This window comes from Pseudomonas putida (genome assembly GCF_002025705.1).
Taxonomy (GTDB): domain Bacteria; phylum Pseudomonadota; class Gammaproteobacteria; order Pseudomonadales; family Pseudomonadaceae; genus Aquipseudomonas; species Aquipseudomonas putida_J.
On sequence record NZ_CP018846.1, the window covers coordinates 1,231,590 to 1,250,019 of the forward strand.

An 18,430-nucleotide genomic window follows, 5' to 3' on the forward strand; every position below is an offset into this window, starting at 1 on the left:
GGTATAGTACGCGCCGGTCTTTTAGCGGACCTCAAAATCAGGTGGTGCAAATCCTCCGAGTCCAGCTTCGGCTGCACGTCCGCTAGGCGGACCTTCCCAAGTTTTTCTTTTTCAATCGTTTTCGCAAATCCCCGCCGACAAAGCTGCCTGGGTGACCGTCCGGTCTTTCAAGGCATGTGCAGCTTTGCAGCATGGGTCTTTGCGGATGCACTTAGAGGCAGACCCATGACCCAGGAAACCGGCGGCTTCGCCGCTCTCGATCTTAATCCGAACATTGTTGCTGCCGTTCTGGCTACCGGCTATGAAGAGCCGTCCGCCATTCAGCAACAATCGATCCCGATCATCCTCGCCGGTCACGACATGATCGGCCAGGCGCAGACTGGCACCGGCAAGACCGCTGCCTTCGCCCTGCCGATCCTCAACAAGATCGATGTGAGCAAGCGCGAACCGCAAGCCCTGATCCTGGCGCCAACCCGTGAGTTGGCGCTGCAAGTAGCCACCGCTTTCGAAACCTACGCCAAGCAGATGCCGGGCGTTAACGTGGTGGCCGTATACGGTGGTGCCCCGATGGGCCCACAGCTGCGTGCCATTCGCAACGGTGCGCAAATCGTTGTTGCCACCCCGGGCCGTCTGTGCGACCACCTGCGTCGTGACGAGAAAGTCCTGTCGACCGTGCAGTACCTGGTACTGGACGAAGCCGACGAAATGCTGAAACTGGGCTTCATGGACGACCTCGAAGTGATCTTCGATGCCATCCCGGCCAGCCGTCAGACCGTACTGTTCTCCGCAACCCTGCCGTCGTCGATCCGCTCGATCGCCGAACGCCACCTGCGCGAGCCCAAGCACGTCAAGATCCAGAGCAAGACCCAGACCGTCACCGCGATCGACCAGGCCCACCTGATGGTCCATGCCGACCAGAAGATCCCGGCTGTTCTGCGTCTGCTGGAAGTCGAAGAGTTCGACGCGCTGATCGCCTTCGTGCGTACCAAGCAAGCCACCCTGGACCTGGCCGCCGCGCTGGAAGCCAAGGGCTACAAGGCTGCCGCGCTGAACGGCGACATCGCCCAGAACCAGCGTGAGCGCGTGATCGACTCGCTGAAGGATGGCCGCCTGGACATCGTCGTCGCCACCGACGTCGCTGCCCGTGGTCTGGACGTACCGCGCATCACTCACGTGTTCAACGTCGACATGCCGTACGACCCGGAATCCTACGTGCACCGTATCGGCCGTACCGGCCGTGCCGGTCGCGATGGCCGTGCACTGCTGCTGGTCACCCCGCGTGAGCGCCGCATGCTGCAGGTGATCGAACGCGTGACCGGGCAGAAGGTTGCCGAAGCCCGTCTGCCGAACGCCCAGGCTGTACTGGACGCCCGCATCAAGAAGCTGACCTCGAGCCTGGCGCCGCTGGTTGCCGAAGCAGAAGCCACCCATGGTGAACTGTTCGACCGCCTGACCGCCGACCTCGGTTGCAGCGCACGTGCCCTGGCTTCGGCCCTGCTGCGCAAGGCCACCAATGGCCAGGCGCTGGACCTGGCCGCGGTAGAGCGCGAGCAGCCGCTGGTGCCGAGCTTCGCCCCGCGTGGTGAGCGTGCCGAGCGTGGTGAGCGCACTGAGCGCAGCGACCGTGGTGATCGTGGTGACCGCGAGCGTCGTGCTCCACTGCCGCTGGCCGAAGGCCGTGTGCGTTGCCGTACCGCCCTGGGTGCCCGTGACGGTATCGCCGCCAAGAACCTGCTGGGCGCGATCCTCAACGAAGGTGGCCTGGCCCGTGACGCCATCGGTCGCATCCAGGTGCGCGATAGCTTCAGCCTGATCGAGCTGCCGGAAGATGGCCTCGAGAAGCTGCTGACCAAGCTGAAGGACACTCGTGTAGCCGGTAAGCAACTGAAGCTGCGCCGCTACCGCGAAGATTGATCCTGAAGCAATGAAAAATCCCCGGCCTAGGTCGGGGATTTTTTTTGCCAGTACTATTTTGGGGCTGCTGCGCAGCCATTTCGCGACACAAGGCCGCTCCTACAGGGATCGCGTATCGCTTGTAGGAGCGGCCTTGTGTCGCGAAAGGGGCGCAAAGCGCCCCCGGTAATCTTCAGTCGAACCCGTAGATGTCCATTCCCAAGGCGCCCAGGGTGAAGCCCTGGTGCACAATCCCGAACCTGTCCCCAGCCCCAAGGGCAAAGAACAACGGCAGCAAATGCTCATCACTGGGATGGTTGCGCGCCGCAAATGGCGCCTGCTTCCGGTAGTCCAGCAGCGCAGCCTGGTCATCCGCCTTCAACCGCTCCACCACCCAATCCCTGAATGCCAGTGCCCACGGCTCGATCACATCCGGCCCGGCGTGCCAGTCCAGTTCGCCCAGGTTATGAGTGATGCTGCCGGAGCCGATCAGCAGGATACCTTCGCGCCGCAGCCCAGCCAGCGCCTGGCCGACCTTGATCTGCAGTGCAGGCCCCATCTGGCTTGGCAGGGAAACCTGAATCACCGGCAGGCCGGCATCCGGATACATCAGCGACAAGGGTACCCAGGCGCCATGGTCGAATGGCCGCTGTGCATCCAGGCGCGCCGGCAGGCCCGCAGCGTTCAACAACTCACTGACTTGGCTGGCAAGGGCGGGCTCACCTGGCGCCGGGTACTGCACCGCGTACAAGGCAGGCGGGAATCCGTAGAAGTCATGCCAGGTTTCTGGCTGTGCGCCACTGGTCACCAGTAGCTCGCGGCTTTCCCAGTGTGCCGACACCACCACGATCGCTTTCGGCCGTGGCAGGGCATTGGCCAGCCCGGCCAATGCCGGCCCGCTGGCGCCGGGTTGCAGGGCGAGCATGGGGGAACCGTGGGAAATGAACAGGCTGGGCAGCATGACGGGGTCCTGAGGGTTAAGATGCAATCATCTTCGATCAAGTACAGATCGAAATCCAAACCAAGTTTTACCCGCAATCCATCTAAAAATCGGGAGTGATCATGGAACCTGCGTTTTGGCAAAAGCGATGGGACGATAACCAGATCGGTTTTCACCGCACGGACGTCAACCCCTTCCTCCAGGCGCACTGGCTCAAGCTGGCACTGCCCGCGGGCAGTCGCGTACTGGTGCCTTTGTGTGGCAAGAGCCTGGACATGGCTTGGTTGAAGGAGCAAGGGCACCGGGTGCTGGGCGTGGAACTGTCCCGGCGGGCGGTGGAGGACTTTTTCCGCGAGCAGGCGTTGCCGGTGCAGGTGTCGGAGCAGGGGGCATTCGAGGTCTGGCGCAGTAACGACATAGAGGTCTGGTGTGGCGATTTCTTTGCCTTGCAGGCGCAGGACGTTGCCGATTGCATGGGGCTATACGACCGCGCTGCGGCCATCGCCCTGCCGCCCGAGATGCGGGCGCGCTACATGGCACACCTGGAGCAGGTGCTGCCGATGGGGTGCAAAGGGCTGCTGCTGACCATGGATTACGATCAGCAACTGCTGGCCGGCCCGCCTTTTTCGGTGCCGGATGATGAGGTGCGCCGAGGGTATGCGCGTGGCAAGGTCCAGGCGCTGGAAGAGCGAGAGGTCATCGAGGAAAGCCCGAAATTCCTCCAGGCCGGCGTCGAGAGCGTGGTGGAGCGGGTGTATCGAGTACAGTTCTGAGTAATGTGTTTGCTGTGCTGGCCTCTTCGCGGGTGAACCCGCTCCCATAAGTACTGTGGGAGCGGGTTCACCCGCGAAGAGGCTGGCGCAGAAAAACGAAAAAGGGCGACCGAAGTCGCCCTTTTCTTTTGCCAGGTGGATCAACCGCGGCGGCGCAGGGCCTCGATGCGGTCTTCCAGTGGCGGGTGGCTCATCAGCAGGCCGGCCAGGCCGTGCTTGAGGCCGCCGTTGATGCCGAAGGCCTTCATGGTGTCGGGCATATGCACTGGCAGGCCTTGCTCTACACGCAGGCGCTGCAAGGCGCCGATCATTGCAGCGGTGCCGGCCAGTTGTGCACCGGCTTCGTCGGCGCGGTACTCGCGGCGGCGCGAGAACCACATGACGATCATGCTGGCAAGGATGCCCAGGATCAGTTCGGCGACGATGGTCGCCACGTAGTAGGCGATACCCTGGCCTTCTTCGTTCTTGAAGATCACCTTGTCGACGAAGTTGCCGATGATGCGGGCGAAGAACATCACGAAGGTGTTCACCACGCCCTGCACCAGTGCCAGGGTGACCATGTCACCGTTGGCCACGTGGCCGATCTCGTGGGCCAGCACGGCACGCACTTCATCGGGCGAGAAGCGCTCCAGCAAGCCCTGGGAAACAGCGACCAGGGCGTCGTTGCGGTTCCAGCCGGTAGCAAAGGCATTCGCCTCGTAGGCCGGGAAGATACCCACTTCGGGCATCTTGATGCCGGCTTCGCGGGACAGCTCCTCGACCGTTTGCAGCAGCCACTGCTCGTGGCGAGTGCGCGGCTGGCTGATGATCTGGGTGCCAGTGGTCATCTTCGCCATCCACTTGGAGATGAACAGCGAGACCAGGGAGCCGGCAAAGCCGAACACGGCGCAGAACACCAGCAGGCTGCTGAGGTTGAGGTCAACCCCGTTGGCGGCCATGAACCCGTTGAAGCCGAACAGGCTCAGGGTAATGCTTGCAACCAGCACCACCGCGAGGTTGGTGGCTACAAACAACAGAATGCGCATCATGGTTGTTACGTTCTCCTGACGGATAAGTCGTTGCTTACTGCGGGGTATATAAGGTGCCGGCCGCGGCGATTCAATCGGGCGACTATTTCAAACTGTGTACGGCGCAGTATGGCAGAGGATGGCGTGGAGGCTGTGAGACAGAGCGTTGCAGGATGTAAGAAAGGTGCATGCCTTGAGATTTGCGGGGTCTTTGAGATCGAGCGCCGCCCGCGCGGCGCATCGCGGATAAATCCGCTCCTACATTTGTTGCAACGTGCCGAACCTGTAACGCCATGGTTGCCAGCCCTGGCGCATGACTTGAGCCGTGCAGGCCGGCTGCCAACCAAGGCCTGACAGACATGGCCGCGTTGCAACAAATGTAGGAGCGGATTTATCCGCGATGCGCCGCGCGGGCGGCGCTCGATCCCACAGACATCACAAATATCCCGTCAAACCTTACTGCGAATAAGTCCGCAGGAAATTGCCAATCCGCCCAATCGCCGCTTCCAGGTCATCCACCCGCGGCAAGGTCACCACACGGAAGTGGTCCGGCCACGGCCAGTTGAACGCAGTGCCCTGAACGATCAGGAGCTTTTCCGACAGCAGCAGGTCGAGGGCGAATTTCTCGTCGTTGAGGATCGGGCAGACTTTCGGGTCGATCCGCGGGAAGGCATACAGCGCGCCCATCGGTTTGACGCAGCTGACGCCCGGGATATCGTTGAGCAGTTCGTAGGTGCGGTTGCGCTGCTCCAGCAGGCGGCCCGGTGGCAGCACCAGGTCGTTGATGCTCTGGTAGCCGCCCAACGCAGTCTGGATGGCGTGCTGGGCCGGCACGTTGGCGCACAGGCGCATGTTGGCCAGCATGTCGATGCCTTCGATGTAGCTCTGGGCGTGGTGCTTGGGCCCGGAAATGATCAGCCAGCCGGAGCGGAAACCGGCCACCCGGTACGACTTGGACAGGCCGTTGAAGGTCAGGCACAGCAAGTCAGGGGCCAGCGAGGCGGTGCTGATGTGCACGGCTTCGTCGTACAGGATCTTGTCGTAGATCTCGTCGGAGAACACCACCAGGTTGTGCTGGCGCGCCAGCTCCAGCATGCCCAGCAGCAGCTCTTTCGAGTACACCGCGCCGGTCGGGTTGTTCGGGTTGATGATCACCAGGGCCTTGGTGTTCGGGGTGATCTTGGCCTTGATGTCTTCCAGGTCCGGGAACCAGTCAGCCTGCTCGTCGCACAGGTAGTGCACCGGCTTGCCGCCGGCCAGGCTCACGGCCGCAGTCCACAGCGGGTAGTCAGGCGCCGGAATCAGCACTTCGTCGCCGTTGTTGAGCAGCGCCTGCATCGACATCACGATCAGCTCGGACACACCGTTGCCCAGGTAGATGTCCTCGATGGTGACGCCTTCGATTTCCTTCTGCTGGCAGTACTGCATCACCGCCTTGCGCGCGCTGAACAGGCCCTTTGAGTCGCTGTAGCCCTGGGCGGTAGGCAGGTTGCGGATCACATCCTGGAGGATTTCGTCTGGCGCCTCGAAGCCAAACGGCGCCGGGTTGCCGATGTTCAGCTTGAGGATGCGGTGGCCTTCCTCTTCCAGGCGTTTGGCGTGCTTGAGCACTGGGCCGCGAATGTCGTAGCAGACATTGGCGAGCTTGTTCGATTTGCTGAACTGCATGATGTGATCCCGATTGAGAATACGCGGTGCGCCGCCGTCGAAAGGTTTGAAAGGGCGGGGCGCGGGTGCCAGACTTGGAGCCCGTGCACACGAAGCCAACTAATATACGTGCCACCCGCGCTACGGAAAAGACGGCGCGAGGTGAAATTCAGCCTGCCGAGGTCCCCACATGCAAAAGATCGACAAAACCCTTGAAGAATGGCGTGCGATGCTCGACCCGGAGCAATACCAGGTGTGCCGCCTCAAGGGCACCGAGCGGCCGTTCAGCGGCAAGTACAACAGCGAACGCCGCGCTGGCATCTACCATTGCATCTGCTGTGACCTGCCGCTGTTCGATTCGCAGACCAAGTTCGACTCCGGCTGCGGCTGGCCGAGCTTCTACGCGCCGATCAAAGAAAGCGCGATGATCGAGATCCGCGATACTTCCCACGGCATGATCCGTACCGAAGTCACCTGCGCCCAGTGCGATGCCCACCTGGGCCACGTATTCCCCGACGGCCCGCCGCCGACTGGCCTGCGCTACTGCATCAACTCGGTGTGCCTGGACTTCAAACCCCGCGACGGAGCCTGAAAATGGCCGGATCGATGCTGGACATCCCCTGCGTGACCCTGGGCGGCGAGCAGAAAAAGCTCGGCGACTTTGCTGGCAAGGCGCTGCTGGTGGTCAACACCGCCAGCCAGTGTGGCTTCACCCCGCAATACAAGGGCCTGGAGCAGCTGTGGCGGGACTACCGCGAGCGTGGCCTGGTGGTGCTGGGCTTCCCTTGCAACCAGTTCGGCAAGCAGGAACCGGGCGATGCACGGGAGATCGCGTTGTTCTGCGAAGCCAATTTCGGCGTGAGTTTCCCGCTGTTCCGCAAGGTCGAGGTCAATGGCCCTGGTGCTCACCCGTTGTTCGTCGAACTGAAGCAGCGCGCACCGGGTTTGCTGGGCTCGCAGAAGATCAAGTGGAACTTCACCAAGTTCCTGGTCGACCCGGCCAGCGGCAAGGTCGTGCGCTACGCACCGACCACCAAGCCCCAGGCCCTGGAAGCCGACATCGAGCGCCTGCTCAGCCGCTGAGCGGCACCCAGTGGTCGATCAGTGCCAGTAGCTCCTCGCGGCGGAAAGGCTTGGCCAGGTAGTCGTTCATGCCTGCCGCGCGGCAGCGTTCGCGTTCTTCGGGCATGGCGTTGGCAGTCAGGGCGACGATCGGCAGCTCTGGCCAACGCCCGCTCTGGCGGATGCGCCGGCTGGCCTCGTAGCCATCCATCACCGGCATGTTGCAGTCCATCAGCACCATGTCGAAGTCTTCCCGTTCCAGCCATTCCAGGGCCTCGGCGCCCTGGGTGGCGAGCTGCACCTGGCAGCCGAGCTTGGCCAGCATGCCCTTGGCGACCAGCTGGTTCACCGGGTTGTCCTCCACCAGCAAGATGCGCGCGCGGCCCTCGGTGGCCGTGAGCAGCGGGGTGGCCAGCGGGTGCTCCGGGGCATGCCCCTGCAAGGTCCGGCGCAAGGTCTGGTACAGCGCGTTACGCGACAGCGGCCGGGCCAACTGGTGCAGGGGTGCCAATTGCGCCGATTGCTCGCTGGGCAGGAAATTGCCGTATGCGGTCACCAGCAGGATTGGGGCCTTGAGTGCCGGGCGCAGCTGGAACAGGTGCTCCAGGTCGTCAGTGATCAGCAGGTCGATGCTGTTGTCGATGGCTGCACCACTATCGTGCCGTTGATAGTCGAGTCCCCAGCCGGGCAGCAGAGCCTGCAGCAGTTCGCTGAGGCCACTGCCGGCGTCGCTGAGGGCGACGACCTTGCCCTGCAGGGCTGGCGGCTTAACAGCCTCGGTATGCGTGGTCAGCGGCAGTTCGGCGCTGAAGCGGCTGCCAAAGCCTGGTTCGGATTGAATGCGCAGGTGGCCCTGCATGGCTTTGCACAGGTTGCGGGTCAGGGCCAGGCCCAGCCCGGTGCCACCGTACTGGCGGGTGATGCCGGCGCCAGCCTGGGTGAACGGCTGGAATATCCGCGCCTGGGCATCTTCGGGGATACCGATGCCGGTATCGCGTACCTCAAGGCGCACACCGCCGACGATACGTACCAGGCGCACATCGACGCGGCCGAAGCGGGTGAACTTGAGGGCGTTGGACAGCAGGTTGCTGACCACCTGGCGCACCCGCGTAGGGTCGCCGAGCACCGAGCTGGGGAAGCCGCCGGCGATCAGGCAGGTCAGCTCGACGCTTTGTGCGGCATTCTGCGACAGCAGGTTGGCGGTGTCCTCGACCATGGCGCCCATGTCGAAGGGAATGCGCTCCAGCTCCAGCTGCCCGGCGTCGAACTTGGACAGGTCGAGAATATCGTTGAGCAATTCCACCAGCACCTTGCCCGAGTCGTGGGCGATCGACAGCTGCTGGCGTTGTTCGCCGGCCAGCGGGCTGTCCAGGGCCAGGGCGATCATGCCGAGCATGCCGTTGAGCGGGGTGCGGATCTCGTGGCTCATGTTGGCCAGGAAGGCGGCGCGTGCCTGGGCCATGTCGAGGGCGCGCTGGCGGGCCTCTTCCAGCTCCTGGTTGGACTGGCTGAGGCGGCTGTTGCTGGCCTTGAGCTCTTCGGTGCGGGCCGAGACGATGTCTTCCAGCTCGTTCAGGTATTGCGTCAGGCGGTTTTCCGCGGTGCGCCGCTGCTGGATCTCGGTGGCCATGCTGACGAACTGCTGGTTGGCGACCTTGACCAGCACGCCGATCTCGTCGAGCTCGTGGCCAGGCGGGCAATCCACCCGGGTTAGCCCGGGCTGGCGAGGGTTGCGGCCAGTGAGGGCGCCGATCACCGTCACCAGCGGCTTGGTCAGCATCATGTAGAACAGCGCCAGGAGGATACCGGTGAGTACCAGGCTACGGGCGAAGCCGTTTAGCAGGGTGACCCCGGCGCGGTCGAGGAAGCGGCTGCCAAACGCGTAGGTGTCGACGTCCAGGTACAAGGTGCCGAGGTACTCCTCAGGCATGTGGGTCAGGAACAGGCGGTCTTTGAGCTGGCGCTTCTCGCCGAACAGAAAGTCGCTCAGTGGCCGGTAGCGGTCTTGCAGGCGCGGGCGCTCGACATCGGCCAGCACCGTTTCGTTGTTGTCGATCAGCCGCGCCCGGATGACCGCCGGTGACTGCAACAGGCCGCGGGTCAGCTCCAGCGCCAGCTCCGAATCGATGTTGTAGGCGATGCGCGAAGCCGGATCGTGGCTGATTTGCAGCAAAGCCTGCACTTCACGGTTGATGGATGCGTCTTCGCTGGCATAATCGATGCCGATCTGGATGAGACTGAGCAATGTTCCCAGGATGAAGCCGACCAGGACTGTCAACCGGGCTTGCTTGTATGACAGGCGATTGGTGAACTTGATATCCATGAGTCCCGAGCCGGTTTCACGTCCCTTGCGCTGCGCAAGCATAGCCGATCAACCTTGGCTACTGGCGGGTCTGTCGCACATTCAGCCTTGATTGCTCAATTGCCAGTGCCGGCCTCTTCGCGGCTAAAGCCGCTCCCACAGGTCAACGCAGGCCTCAAAGGCAGTGATATCCCTGTAGGAGCGGCTTCAGCCGCGAAGAGGCCGGTACAGCAGCCGTGAATCTGAATTTGTAGGAGTCGTCATGGACGCTCGCTTGAATAGTTTTCTGGAACGCGCCGAATCGGTGCTGGCGCGTCTCGAACCCTTGCTGCCGGCGCCGCGCCCGCACATCGACTGGGGCACCACCTTGGCCGCGCGCTGGCAGCGCGACGGCCGCAGCGGCTACCTGCTGCCGCTGGAAGTCAGCCTGGACATCCGCCTGACCGACCTGATCGGCGTCGACAAGCAGCGTGAGCAGCTGGGTCGCAACACCCACCAGTTCATCAATGGCATGCCGGCCAACCATGCCCTGCTGTGGGGCTCGCGTGGCACTGGCAAGTCGTCGCTGGTGCGCGCCTTGCTGGCCGAGCATGCTGGCGCCGGGCTGCGCCTGATCGAAATCGAGCGCGACCACCTGGCCGACCTGCCACGGGTGGTCGAGCAACTGCAAAAGCTGCCGCAACGCTTCATCCTGTTCTGCGACGACCTGTCGTTCGAAGCCGGGGAGGGCGACTACCGCGTGCTCAAGAGCGTGCTCGACGGCTCGTTGGAGCAGGCCCCGGACAACGTGCTGCTGTACGCCACCTCCAACCGGCGCCACCTGGTGCCAGAGAAAGAGAGCGACAACGAAAACTGGAAACGCGTGGACGGCGAGTTGCACCCTAGCGAAGCGGTGGAAGACAAGATTGCCTTGTCTGACCGCTTTGGCCTGTGGCTGTCGTTCTACCCGTTCACCCAGGACCACTTCCTGAATGTTGTCGAGCACTGGATCGGCCAGCTGGCACGCCCTGCGGGCCTGGCCTGGCAGCGTGACGAACAGCTCGACATCCTCGCCGTGCGCTGGGCCACCGGCCGCGGTAACCGTAATGGCCGTTGTGCCTATCAGTTCGCCCGCTATTGGGTCGGGCTGCAATTGCTGGAGCAAAAGTAAATGATCGACCTCAATGCCAGTGGTGCTGGCCTCGACGGCTACAACCTGCTGGCAGCGCAAGTGCAGGCGCTGTTTGCCGACGAGCGTGACTTCATCGCCAATGCGGCGCAGTTCTCGGCGTTTCTCTATAACCAGGTGGACGACCTGAACTGGGCGGGGTTCTACCTCAACCGCAACGAAGAGCTGGTGCTGGGCCCGTTCCAGGGGCAGGTGGCCTGTGTGCGCATTCCGTTCAGCAAGGGCGTGTGCGGGGCGGCGGCGGCAACGCGGCAGACCCAGCGGGTGGAGGACGTGCATGCGTTCCCCGGGCACATTGCTTGTGACAGTGCTTCCAACAGTGAGCTGGTGATTCCATTGGTGAAGGAGGGCAGGCTGATTGGAGTGCTGGACCTGGACAGCCCGAAGGTTGGGCGTTTCAGTGAGGCGGACCAAGTGGGGCTTGAGCGGTTGGCGGCGATTTTTCTGGAGTTGACCGACTGCTGACAGGCAATGGCCAACTTGGTGGGTTGTTGTAAGCCGCTGACAAACTGCTCAGCCCACAAAATGCTTCGACGCGTAGGCTACGAAGCATTTTCATAGGGATTACAGGGCCTCAACCTCTGTTTGCGAGCTTTAGGAAATCATCCACTGACATCAATGGAATCGGCACGATCAACACGGCCCAGAAAACGTGCTTCGGGTCGGGTTCGACGGCGAGTACTACGGCGAATCTGTTAAATGAGCTTGGGGTGAAAACACCATCAACGCTAATGCTTCCTCCACCTGCCAGTATGTTCCATTCGGTGGTGCGCGGGTCGATTTCACGCTCGAGCCCATTGGCGTCCAGATAGGTTAAAGCCAGCTTTAACTTGTCGCCGCTCTTGCTTAGCTTGAAGTCATGTGTCGGTGCTCTATTAAGTACAACATACGTGCTGTAGTGTGGAAATGTGAGATTGCCTGTTGGTACATAATCGATCCATACAGGTTCCTGCATGCTGGCTTCAGCAGGGGGGGTAAGCGTTTCTTTGTAGGGCTCGCTTGCGCTCACCATCTTGACCAGCGGCCGCACACCAGAGATTTGCAGCGTATCTGCTTCAACTGCCACTGCAGCGCGTGATCTATTCTCAAACAGGCCGCACACGACATCTTCTATTTGCTCTGCCCCTGTGCAACCATCAGTACTGCGTGGGTGGAGCAACATGCTCAAGCTGTAGAAGTCTGAGAGTCTGTAACCCTCCGCAGGTATGGAATAAATGCTGACATAGGTATTCATATAGGAGGCATTCGTTGCGTATGTTTGCATACGTTCAACAGCTCCATCCGCGCACGTCAGGGGGAGTGAGACGTGGCTACCATTACTATCTTCATCCCAGGCGATGTAGGAAATGGAGTGCGTTGGGCTTTCCGAAGCCCGAGGGTAGAACCGCAAAGGGCGTAGTAGCCACTCACTGCCGGTTAGCGGATCCACTTCATGCAGAGATACATATCGCTCGCTTGGCGGTAACGCATCGAAATGTAGCTCAAATTCATGATGGCGTTCGAGTGGCTCACGCCCAGGGTAGCCGATAGAGAAGTTTGATCGTCCTTTATCAATCTCGAACCTCACGCGCTTGCCCGGCTCATACAATCCTTTACATGCGTCAGTCTCAAACTCATGAAACAAACTCAAACTGCCATTTTTACCCGAGGCGGTGATCGCCTCGACATAGGCTGATGTGCTACCTGGCTTGCGACGAAGGGTGACGTTCTGGTAATCCAGAAAACGCCGGGTAATACAAATTGTCTGGTTACCCGATGACGTCGAAAAACTCAGCAGTGGTCGGCCTAGCGTGCACCTGACGAATTGCCATGCAAAACCCGATGACGTTGGGATTTCAAATTCGAGCGTGTTGCAATCATCGGGTCGGTCGTCTGGGCGTTGGGAATGGAATGCAAGCAGGGCATTGTTCAGGCTCGCCGTTTCGCAAACAAGATGAGCCCTCCATCCCTGCATATTATAAGAACGTGCAATTTTAGAGGCTTCCATGGGGCACCTGCAGTTAGGTCAGCTGCTGAGCACCGTACCCCCCCCTCACGTAAACTCACAACTGGCAAAAATGACAGGTGGCAAGCGGGTTACCCGGCATAGCCAATGCAGGCAAAGCATCAATCGTAGATGACCTTCTTCTTCCAGGTCTCTTCCTCGTCGGTCTTGAGCCCGTCGGTCAGTTCGTTCTGCTCATTCTCCGCCGGCTCCATCTTGTCCATCACCTGGGCATTGGCCCGCGCCAGCAGTTTTTCCAGATACGTCAACTGCTCTTCATATACCTTCGGCTCCGGCTGCTTGCGCAGGTACTGCACGCCGCGTTCGAAGGCCAGCCGCGCCTGGCCTGGCTGTTCCTGCTGCAGCGCCTGCTGGCCGAGGTTGTTGAAGAACTCGATATGCAGCAGCACCAGGATGTGGCGGATCTCCTTGACCCATTGCTTGCCCTCGTTGGTTGGCAGCACGTTCTCCTGGGTGGCCTTGACGATCTGGGTGTGCAGCGCCTCAAGCAGGAAGCGCACATCCTTGGCTTTGACTTCGGTCTGGATCGGGCAGGGCGGGTTGTTCACCGGGATCCTCTCGCCCTGGCCGATCAGCCCTTCGAGCTCGGCGATGCGCGCCTTGAAATCGGCGTTGTGCTTGTCCAGCGCCAGTTGCCGCTGGTTGAGGTTCAGCTCCAGGCGGGCCAGCAGCAGCTTCAGTGCCGGGGTCATGAACTGGCCGGGGAAGGTCTCGGTGATTTCGCCACAGCGGCGGACCCGGTCGGCGAGGTCGATCTTAAGTCGCGCACGTTCAAGCTTGCTGTTTTCGACCACGTTGTTGAGGTAGCCGATCACGATCAGCAACGCGATACCCGCCACGATGAGCAGAGTGATCAGAAGTGGTGTCACCGTTAACGCCTCATCCAGAAGTTTTGCTTAATAGAGTGTAGTGGTAGCCGTCGCTGCCGCGAAGGGACCGGCGTGGCCTCCTCAATGCACTTTGTCGGCTGACTGCCAGTTTCCTCAAGTGATGGCACTTTGCGACGACCGTGTCAGAAAATCAACGCCAATCCTTCGGCGTGCCCTGGCGGCGCCTTCTATATGGACCGAAGTCATTGATTTAAATAAATTTCTACAAAGGGGTTGACGGGTGTTCGAAGCATCCATAGAATGCGCGCCACTTGCAGCGTAAAGCACACAGCGAAACGCGGCAGGGAGTGAAAGCAGGCAGTAATGCCAGCAGCGTGTCCCCTTCGTCTAGTGGCCTAGGACACCGCCCTTTCACGGCGGTAACAGGGGTTCGAGTCCCCTAGGGGACGCCAAATTGCGGGAATAGCTCAGTTGGTAGAGCACGACCTTGCCAAGGTCGGGGTCGCGAGTTCGAGTCTCGTTTCCCGCTCCAGTTTCTCCGGCACTGCTTAACGGCGGGGCAGGAAAAGAAAGTCCAGGCTGAATCGTGAGGTTCAATACCTGGCACACTGAAAAGTGTTGTGTGTCCCCTTCGTCTAGTGGCCTAGGACACCGCCCTTTCACGGCGGTAACAGGGGTTCGAGTCCCCTAGGGGACGCCATTTGCGGGAATAGCTCAGTTGGTAGAGCACGACCTTGCCAAGGTCGGGGTCGCGAGTTCGAGTCTCGTTTCCCGCTCCAGTTTAAATACTGTGGCGTCTATGCGGTGCAGTGGTGGTGAAGGTCGTCAAGGCGCTTCACGCCGATAGCGGTAAAAGCTTCACAATGCGGGAATAGCTCAGTTGGTAGAGCACGACCTTGCCAAGGTCGGGGTCGCGAGTTCGAGTCTCGTTTCCCGCTCCAAATATAGAAACGAAGAAAGGGACGAAAGTCCCTTTCTTCGTTTTTGTCGTTCCTGAAATTATCATGTCCCCCTTGGGCACGCTCAGTGCCCAAGGGGGATCGCTTAGCGGTAGCTGATGGTGAAATCCAGCGCGCCCTCGGCCAGCCCCGCTGTCACCGTGGCGTTGGTCTGGTAATAGCGAGCCTTGAAGTCCAGGCGTGTGGTGCCGATGACCAGCGAGGTGATTGGCTCGTCCTGCTGGAGTGGCATCGGGCTACTGTCGCTGCGCAATATTTGAATGCCGACGCCGGTCGCGGTGGAGTTACTACTCAGGCCAAACACCCCCTGTGCTGGTAGCAGAGGCACCGAGCCGCGTGCGCCCTCAAGGCGTACATGGGCGCGGGCGATACTGCCGGTAGGGTCATCTTCGCAGTCGCTGAGTGTGATGTGGAAGTCCGTTGCAGGCGTGGTGCTGCCGATACCAGTGAAGTCTGCACGGTCATGGTTGCCCAGTTGCACCGGGTCGGCGCTGACCGGGTTGGATTTGAGTGTGCACTGGGCCTGGTGCACCCCACCGCTGACGTGGATATTCAGTGCGTCGCCAAGGTAGCTGATCTGGCTGCGGACCATCTGTTTGCTGAAATGTTGGGGGCCAGTGGGAATAGGCCCGGTCTTTATCAGGACGGGAGTGTAAAGCAGTGATGAGATTTGGAGTGGCGTGGCGCCCGAATCCTGGCTGTTTTCACCCAGGTAGGGAATAGCCTCGTCGTCCGTTGGGGTGAACACATTGCTGAAGCCTCCGGCGAAGGGGAAGCCAAGGCGGATGTGCAGGCCGACTCCGGGGATGCCGGTTTCCATGACCTTGCCATCGACGTTCCAGCCATTTACCGGAGGCAGTGGGCCAGGGTGCAAGGGGGCAGTTGGTGTTGCCTGGAAGGTTAACGTGCCGCTGCCGTCGTTCTCGCAGCGGATGCTACGCTGATTCTCCTCGGGCGCGTAGAGGGCGCGGACCGTGCCGATGATGCTGCCGATCGGGGCATCGCGTGCTATCCAGGGGGTGCCGAGGTCGATGCGATAGCTCAGTGGGCCGGGCGTGGACTGCCAGGTGCAGTTGATGCTTGCATGAGCGTTACCGGCGAAGGCAAGGAGGGCAAGGGCCGTACAGATGTTTCTGGTTACTGGCATGGGGAAATCCGCAGGTAAGGCGCCATTGCTGGCGCGCAGGGTTCAGAGTGGCGGGCAGGTGAGCGTCTGCAGCCGGTAGCCTTGGCGATGCTCCATTTGCAAAGGCTCGATGGGCAGCCGACACTGCTGGTCGCCTTGTTTTCCCCAGCGCACGTTCAACGTCTGTGGATGCGGGCCGGTGGCGATCAGCGCCTGGCCAGCCTGGCCGACAATAGCCAGTGAATTGCCCTGCTCGTCGCTGACCTGGGTGCCGAATGGCAGCGGCTGGCCGTTGCTTTCTTGCAAGGTGAGCACCAGGCGGGTGACCTGGCGGGCGGCGAAGGTGGCTTTGACAATGGCGCCGCGGCGAGGCACTACTGGTTGCGTGCCATTCTCCACTTCTACCTCTGGGCCCAATTGGTCGGTGAGCAAGTTCACCTGGTTGACCCGATAAGGGCGAAGGTGTGGCGCCAAGGCGTACCCCTTGGCGTTGGTGCGCGCGCCTGGGGCGTTCTCCAGGCCGACACCTGCGATGGCGGGCACCTCGACCAAGGCACTGGTTTCACCCAGGTAGGGTGCCAAGGTGATGCCGCCTTCGTGGGCCAGCAGTGCTCCGCTGGTGTTGACGGAAACATTGCGCAGGTCGCGGCTTTCGACAAGCCCGGCACCATAGCTGGCGTGTGCGCCATGGTAATTTGCCGAGAGCTCCAGGCTATTACGGCGCTGCTCGTCTTGGCTGACGCCTGCGCGATAGCCCAGGCGGTTGTCCAGGCCGCTGCCGCTCAGGCTGGCACGTTCACTGGTGTGCCCGGCGCGCTGTTGCACGTCGAAGGTGGCGCTGCTGCTGTTGCCAAGGCCCAGCGGGATCGAGACACTCAGGCCGACCATGCGATCGTTGAAATTGTCGCGGCTGAGCGACTGCGAGGCGAACAGGTTGTAGCTGATACTGTTGTGCTGGGTATTGAACTGGAACTGGTACTGACGGCGCTGACGGTTGCTGTTCCAGTAGTCGTCCTGGGTCAGGGTCAGGCTGAGTGAGCTGCTTGAACCCAGCGGCTGTTGCATCGAGGCTTCCACGCGGCTGCGGCGGTTACCCAGGTAAAAGCGGTCGGCATTGCGCTGGGCCACGGCTTCGTCGAAGTCGCGATAGCCCTCGGTGGAATAGCGGTAGCCGGCAAAGCGCAGGTTGGTGCGGGTCTGGAAGGTCTTGCCATAGCGGGCGGCGAAACTCTGCCCGGTGACACTGCCCAGCGCCTGGCCCAAGTCACTGCTGGCGTGGGTGGCGTCGAGCGATACCGCGCCATAGTGGCCGAAGTCGCGGCCAATGCCCAGCAGCCCGGCGCGGTAATAATCGCCCCCCAAAACCCCGCCGTAGAGCGTTGACTGCCAGCCGATGCCGCGTGCCAGGGTCGCCTGCCACAACTGTGGTTGGTCCTGCCCGTTGATTGCGTTATAGCGCCCGAAGGCGGCGGTGTAGCGCCATACGCCTTCGCGCAGCAGGCTGCCCAGGCTTGAATAGGGCTGGATGAAACGACGCACCTGGCCGTCGGCTTCGGTGAGGACGATTTCCAGTTCGCCACTGCCGCCGCCGATAGCCAGGTCGTCGATTTCATAGGGGCCGGCAGCGACGTAGGTGCTGTAGATCGGGTAGCCATTTTGCAGGACTTCGAGTTTGGCGCGGCTCTGGGCCACCCCGCGGATCACGGGGGCATAGCTTTGCAGCACGTCGGGCAGCATGCCCATGTCCGAAGCCAGCTGCACACCTTTGAGTGGCAGGCTGCGGAATACCTCGCCATTGCTGAAGGTCTCGCCGAGGGTGAGTGTGCCCCAGCTGCCGGGCAGGTCGGTCTGGGCGTAGGTGTTGCTGCGGGTCCAGCGCCGTTGGCCGTGTTCATCTTCGCGCAGGCTCTGGTTGCTGCGCAGGCGCCAGCCGCCGAGGTTGAGGCCGCTGTTCAGGTACAGGTCCTGCTGGCTGCGGCTTGGCCCGCCGCGCTGGCTGCTGTGCTGGGCCGAGGCCTGGTAGCTGACGAAGCCGGCATTGATGCCATGGTCCCAGCGCTCGGGGGCGACACTGCCTGCCGCGTCACGGCGCATTGCCGCCTGGGGGATCGAGATGTCGAGCTGCAGGCGGCTGCTGTCGAACTCGACCGCTGCGCCGGGCAAGCGGGCGGCCAGGTCAAGGCACTGCTCGTCTGCCGCCAGTGGTGTTTCCAGGCGTTCCAGGCGCAGCCCCAGCTCGGCCAGCAACGCAGCGCTCAGGCAGGGGGCGAGCCCTTGGTCTGGGCCGCGATACTGGAAGTCAAGGGTGTGCTCGCCGGCGTGGGCCAGGTTTACCCGCACCTGCACCGCGTAGCGCCCGGCGGCCAGCGGCTGGTGCGCGGCCAGCGCCTGCAGCGCCAGTTCGGCGCTGCCCTGGGGCTGGCCGGGGGCCTGGCGCATGAAACCGGTATGGAATTTCAGTTCGGGTTCGACGGCCTGGGCGGCTGGCAGCAGGCAGCTGCCGCCCAAAGCCAGCAAGGGGGCGAAACGAAGACGCGACGGCGGCTGCCGACGCCGTTTGGCGTTTAGCATGGGGATGTCTCGGCTGGCGAAGATTGATGGCCAGTGGAAAGCCACGCGATGTGGACTGGCCGCGAAACGCTGTGCTCCGCGCTCGGGTCGCAAGGGGTGAGCTAGAGGATGGTGGGGAGGTTAGTGGGATGAAGGAGGGCGGTATGT

General features: G+C 61.8%; 13 protein-coding genes, 5 tRNA genes and 1 pseudogene. 11 read left to right on the forward strand and 8 right to left on the reverse strand.

Annotated features, from left to right (window positions below):
• Positions 1-191: 191 nt before the first annotated feature.
• A pseudogene (locus BUQ73_RS05710) lies at positions 192-1,914 on the forward strand (DEAD/DEAH box helicase).
• A gap of 172 nt (positions 1,915-2,086) precedes the next feature.
• Here the strand turns inward: BUQ73_RS05710 and BUQ73_RS05715 are convergent.
• A complete protein-coding gene (locus BUQ73_RS05715) occupies positions 2,087-2,854 on the reverse strand; it encodes a DODA-type extradiol aromatic ring-opening family dioxygenase (protein WP_079227019.1) in 768 nt (255 codons plus the stop codon).
• A 101-nt stretch (positions 2,855-2,955) separates the two neighbouring features.
• Here BUQ73_RS05715 and BUQ73_RS05720 point away from each other — a divergent pair, with 101 nt between their 5' ends.
• Positions 2,956-3,606 carry a thiopurine S-methyltransferase gene (locus BUQ73_RS05720; RefSeq protein WP_079227020.1) on the forward strand — a complete coding sequence of 217 codons (651 nt, stop codon included), beginning with the start codon at positions 2,956-2,958 and terminating at the stop codon, positions 3,604-3,606.
• Positions 3,607-3,746: 140 nt separating this feature from the next.
• On the opposite strand, the gene htpX is transcribed toward BUQ73_RS05720, so the two are convergent.
• Complete coding sequence (htpX, locus tag BUQ73_RS05725) at positions 3,747-4,634, reverse strand: protease HtpX (RefSeq protein WP_003259721.1); 888 nt, start codon at positions 4,632-4,634, stop codon at positions 3,747-3,749.
• A 435-nt stretch (positions 4,635-5,069) separates the two neighbouring features.
• Positions 5,070-6,281 carry a pyridoxal phosphate-dependent aminotransferase gene (locus BUQ73_RS05730; protein ID WP_012313392.1) on the reverse strand — a complete coding sequence of 404 codons (1,212 nt, stop codon included), beginning with the start codon at positions 6,279-6,281 and terminating at the stop codon, positions 5,070-5,072.
• Between the two features lie 169 nt (positions 6,282-6,450).
• Between BUQ73_RS05730 and msrB the strand changes: the two genes are divergently transcribed.
• A complete protein-coding gene (msrB, locus tag BUQ73_RS05735; RefSeq protein ID WP_079227021.1) occupies positions 6,451-6,852 on the forward strand; it encodes a peptide-methionine (R)-S-oxide reductase MsrB in 402 nt (133 codons plus the stop codon).
• A 2-nt stretch (positions 6,853-6,854) separates the two neighbouring features.
• Entirely contained in the window at positions 6,855-7,343 is a 489-nt protein-coding gene (locus BUQ73_RS05740; RefSeq protein ID WP_079227022.1) for a glutathione peroxidase, read from the forward strand.
• On the opposite strand, the gene BUQ73_RS05745 is transcribed toward BUQ73_RS05740, so the two are convergent.
• Positions 7,333-9,687, reverse strand: a complete 2,355-nt coding sequence (locus tag BUQ73_RS05745) for a hybrid sensor histidine kinase/response regulator (protein WP_079227023.1) — start codon at positions 9,685-9,687, stop codon at positions 7,333-7,335. The two genes, BUQ73_RS05740 and BUQ73_RS05745, sit on opposite strands and share 11 nt — an antisense overlap.
• A gap of 199 nt (positions 9,688-9,886) precedes the next feature.
• On the opposite strand from BUQ73_RS05745, the gene BUQ73_RS05750 reads away from it, so the two are divergent.
• Together BUQ73_RS05750 and BUQ73_RS05755 are read left to right on the forward strand one after the other, a co-directional pair.
• A complete protein-coding gene (locus BUQ73_RS05750; protein ID WP_079227024.1) occupies positions 9,887-10,774 on the forward strand; it encodes an ATP-binding protein in 888 nt (295 codons plus the stop codon).
• On the forward strand, positions 10,775-11,257 hold the full coding sequence (locus BUQ73_RS05755) for a GAF domain-containing protein (RefSeq protein ID WP_079227025.1): 483 nt from the start codon (positions 10,775-10,777) through the stop codon (positions 11,255-11,257).
• A gap of 109 nt (positions 11,258-11,366) precedes the next feature.
• Here BUQ73_RS05755 and BUQ73_RS05760 read toward each other — a convergent pair whose 3' ends face one another.
• Together BUQ73_RS05760 and BUQ73_RS05765 are read right to left on the reverse strand one after the other, a co-directional pair.
• Complete coding sequence (locus BUQ73_RS05760) at positions 11,367-12,779, reverse strand: hypothetical protein (RefSeq protein ID WP_192858686.1); 1,413 nt, start codon at positions 12,777-12,779, stop codon at positions 11,367-11,369.
• A gap of 119 nt (positions 12,780-12,898) precedes the next feature.
• Positions 12,899-13,666, reverse strand: coding sequence for a hypothetical protein (locus tag BUQ73_RS05765; protein ID WP_079227026.1), 768 nt, complete (start codon positions 13,664-13,666; stop codon positions 12,899-12,901).
• A gap of 337 nt (positions 13,667-14,003) precedes the next feature.
• On the opposite strand from BUQ73_RS05765, the gene BUQ73_RS05770 reads away from it, so the two are divergent.
• The 5 genes from BUQ73_RS05770 to BUQ73_RS05790 all read left to right on the forward strand — a co-directional run bounded on the left by BUQ73_RS05770 (position 14,004) and on the right by BUQ73_RS05790 (position 14,568).
• A tRNA-Glu gene (locus BUQ73_RS05770) sits at positions 14,004-14,079 on the forward strand.
• A 4-nt stretch (positions 14,080-14,083) separates the two neighbouring features.
• A tRNA-Gly gene (locus BUQ73_RS05775) sits at positions 14,084-14,159 on the forward strand.
• Positions 14,160-14,251: 92 nt separating this feature from the next.
• Positions 14,252-14,327: transfer RNA gene (locus BUQ73_RS05780), tRNA-Glu, on the forward strand.
• Between the two features lie 3 nt (positions 14,328-14,330).
• A tRNA-Gly gene (locus BUQ73_RS05785) sits at positions 14,331-14,406 on the forward strand.
• 86 nt (positions 14,407-14,492) lie between these two features.
• A tRNA-Gly gene (locus BUQ73_RS05790) sits at positions 14,493-14,568 on the forward strand.
• A 103-nt stretch (positions 14,569-14,671) separates the two neighbouring features.
• Here BUQ73_RS05790 and BUQ73_RS05795 read toward each other — a convergent pair.
• Positions 14,672-15,733 (reverse strand): fimbrial protein, encoded by a 1,062-nt coding sequence (locus BUQ73_RS05795; RefSeq protein ID WP_079227027.1) that lies wholly within the window; start codon positions 15,731-15,733, stop codon positions 14,672-14,674.
• Positions 15,734-15,775: 42 nt separating this feature from the next.
• Entirely contained in the window at positions 15,776-18,283 is a 2,508-nt protein-coding gene (locus tag BUQ73_RS05800; RefSeq protein WP_079227028.1) for a fimbria/pilus outer membrane usher protein, read from the reverse strand.
• Between the last annotated feature and the right edge of the window lie 147 nt (positions 18,284-18,430).